This window comes from Flavobacterium sp. (assembly GCF_049590715.1).
Taxonomy (GTDB): Bacteria; Bacteroidota; Bacteroidia; order Flavobacteriales; family Flavobacteriaceae; genus Flavobacterium.
The window spans coordinates 1-3,206 of record NZ_JBAWDL010000275.1; the positions used below are offsets into that span (position 1 = coordinate 1).

Genomic DNA, 3,206 nt, shown 5'->3' on the forward strand with positions numbered 1-3,206 from the left:
ATATTCCAATCATGGTTTCAGGAACCATTACTGATGCTTCAGGAAGAACCCTTTCTGGACAAACGGTAGAGGCTTTCTTAATTTCCGTTTCTCACATTCCGTTGTTGAGCGTAGGATTCAATTGTGCTTTAGGAGCCGATTTGTTAAAGCCGTATTTGCAGACTTTGTCTCAAAATACTTCTTTCAACGTATCTGCGCATCCAAACGCAGGATTGCCAAACGCCTTTGGAGAATATGACGAAACCCCAGAACAAATGCAAGCTTTTATCAAAGAATATTTAGATGATAATTTGGTGAATATAATAGGTGGTTGTTGTGGAACCACTCCAGATCATATCCGTTTAATTGCTGAGGCTGCTGCGCAGTACAAGCCTAGGGTTTCTACGGCGAGGATGTAATTACGGCGGTGATACGATTATCTCGTTAAACATTATGATTCTGCCAAACGAGGAACCAAGCTATCACATAACGATAGCACACAAAGTTAGTTTGTTTAGTTCCTTGCAATGACAAAAGCAAGAGTTTCATCGAAATGATCCATTTTGTAGTAATAGAGCGTTAAATTTTTCAGTAAATTGAAAGTTTTTGGAAAGTTATTTAATGTCAAATATGTATTTAATAAAAAGAATTTAAAATAAATTAACTCACCCAACTGTTTCACTTATATAAGTTTAACATCGTCTAGAAACTCATTTATATTTTTATGGAAGATTCATCAAGTACACCAATTGAAAAAGAAACAGGCCGTTCTCCAAGAAGGAAAAAAATAATAATTGGATTAATTAGTCTTCTTATAATAATGGGGATTATTGGCTATTTTAAATACTTACACAATAATTCCTCAAGTGCTACGGATGCCTGTTTTGAAACAGATACAGAAATTTATGAGTATTATAAAAATGCCGTTGTATTAGTTAAACATGAATACAGTTATACTGTAAACATCAATGGGACAGAGTTTGTATTAGAAGTGTCGGATATTCCAATAGAAAAAGTATATGGAACAGGTTTTTTAGTTGATGGGACGGGTTTAATTGCTACAAATCGTCACGTTTTAGAACCATGGAATACAGAAGGAGAGGAGGAAGCAACCAATAGAAACTTAAATAATATTAGGATGAAAATAGCTTCAATCCTTACCACTGATATAGAACGCGAAGACTATAAAAGTTTTATTGAAACAAATTGGAGTCAAGGACGCATTTATTTTCGAGGAGAAGGCGATGGAGAAGGCGAAGGGTACTCAGAGGGAGAAAGTGAGACTGTATCATCCGAGGGAGGCGAAGAGTTTGTGTCTTCAAATAATTTTGACGAAGAAAAAGCACAAACAGACATTGCGTCTACTATTGAAGAAAAAGTGTATGTGTCAGAAGGTGACATTGAAGTCACGGTTACAACCATCAACCTTTCTGTTGCTTTTCATGGCTCTGAAGACTCATGGCATGATTGTGAAATTGTAAAACTTTCAGATGACTCTGCTATTGATTTAGGATTAATCCAATCCGATGTTACATCCGATGTTTATATATCTTTAGATACGTTTTTTATTTCAGACAATGAACTAAGACCAGGAGAAAAAGTGTTCATGCTAGGTTTTCCATTGGGAGAAGATTTTGCTAAATCAAATACAGGCCTCAAAGTCCAATTCTACAAAGGAGAAATAAGTAGAGAAACGGATGGTGAAAAGATTCAATATAGCATACCTTCAACTGGAGGCGCAAGTGGCTCACCAGTTTTTAATCAATGTGGACAACTCATCGCCATTAATTATAGCGGTATTGATCAAGTAGACAATTATACTTTTGGTATAGTGGCAAATCATTTGGTGAAACTTATAGAATAAATTTTAAGAAAAAAAATATACGTTACGCTAATATAGCTTTCAAAAATATATATAATTATGAGAAAAATAATTCTTTTTTATTGTCTTTTGCTGACTTCATTTGCCTTTGCGCAAATTCCGAATATTGAGGTCAAAGACATGAAAAATCATCCAGTTATAATACAAGAAGTCTTTTTTGAAACACAAATATTTGGAAATTTAGCCGAAACCAAAGCGACTTATGTTTTTAAAAACAACGGATCGAGAGATCTTGAAGGCACACTTACGTTTCCTTTGCCCGATGGAGTTTTTGTTAGTGGTTATGCACTAGATATTAATGGACAATTAAGAGAAGCTGTACCCGTACCCAAAGAGAAAGCAAAAGAGGTTTTTGAAAGTATTGCCCGAAAAAATGTTGATCCAGGTATTCTTGAAAAAGTAATGGGTAACAACTTTAGAACCCGAATATATCCCATGCCAGCTAATGGAAAAAGAACAATACAGATTATTTTTAAACAAGAACTAAAAGTACTTACTAACGAAAGTCAATTTGAATTGAGTTTTGCAAACGGGACTAAATTCAAGGATTTTCACCTTAAAACAATTGTTAATAACAAAGGGAAAACTCCGGCAATTATTGAAAATCCTGATGGGAGTTTTGTTTTTGAGAACAAAGACAGCCAATGGATGGCCGAAATTCATAAAACAGATTTTACGCCTAATACGAACTTAAAAATCAGTATTCCGAATACCCCAATTTCAAATGTGATTTTGCAACGAAAAGAGGATGTAAAATATTATTTTGCCGCTAATGTTGTTACTAATTTTCCATTTAATAACAAACCGAATTCATCAAAAGTAGGGATTATTTGGGATAATTCGCTGAGTGGTTCTAAAAGAAACGTTGAGGCCGATCTTCAATTTTTAGCCCTGTTTTTTAAAGACAATCCAAATGTAAACATCCAATTCTGTTTGTTGAATATCACTTTTGAGAATACTACTGAGTTTAACATCTCAAACGGGGATTGGAGTGCTTTGAGAGAAAAAATCATTACGTTAAAATATGATGGAGCTACTGATTTTAATGCTTTAAAAGAGCTTGACAGCGTAGATGAATACCTTCTTTTTTCTGATGGTATGTCAAATTTTGGAGACTTATCCCTTTCTTTTAAAAAACCATTAAGTAGCATTACGAGCTCACCCACTTCTGATTTTAATTTATTAAAATTCATGGCCTATGGGTCTGGCGGAAATTTCATTAATTTGAATGAAGTAAATTCGGTACAAGGTTTTAAAATATACAAAAAACAACCCCTGAAATTTTTAGGATTCAAAGAGAAATTAATAGTTGAAGAAGTGTATCCTCCTATTGGTTCTGTAGTCG

3 protein-coding genes are annotated in these 3,206 nt (G+C 34.1%); all 3 read left to right on the forward strand.

Going from position 1 to position 3,206, the window contains the following annotated elements:
• Window positions 1-398, forward strand: a 398-nt coding sequence (locus WBQ70_RS12250) for a homocysteine S-methyltransferase family protein (protein WP_423914639.1), incomplete at its 5' end; no start/stop codon positions are given.
• Between the two features lie 305 nt (window positions 399-703).
• The gene (locus WBQ70_RS12255) at window positions 704-1,843 is read left to right on the forward strand and encodes a S1 family peptidase (RefSeq protein ID WP_423914641.1); all 1,140 of its coding nucleotides are present in this window, start codon (window positions 704-706) and stop codon (window positions 1,841-1,843) included.
• 57 nt (window positions 1,844-1,900) lie between these two features.
• Window positions 1,901-3,206, forward strand: a 1,306-nt coding sequence (locus tag WBQ70_RS12260) for a VIT domain-containing protein (RefSeq protein WP_423914644.1), incomplete at its 3' end; no start/stop codon positions are given.

Coding starts and splice junctions, on each gene's coding strand:
- WBQ70_RS12255 (WP_423914641.1), top strand. CDS start 704: ATGGAAGATTCATCAAGTACACCAATTGAAAAAGAAACAGGCCGTTCT.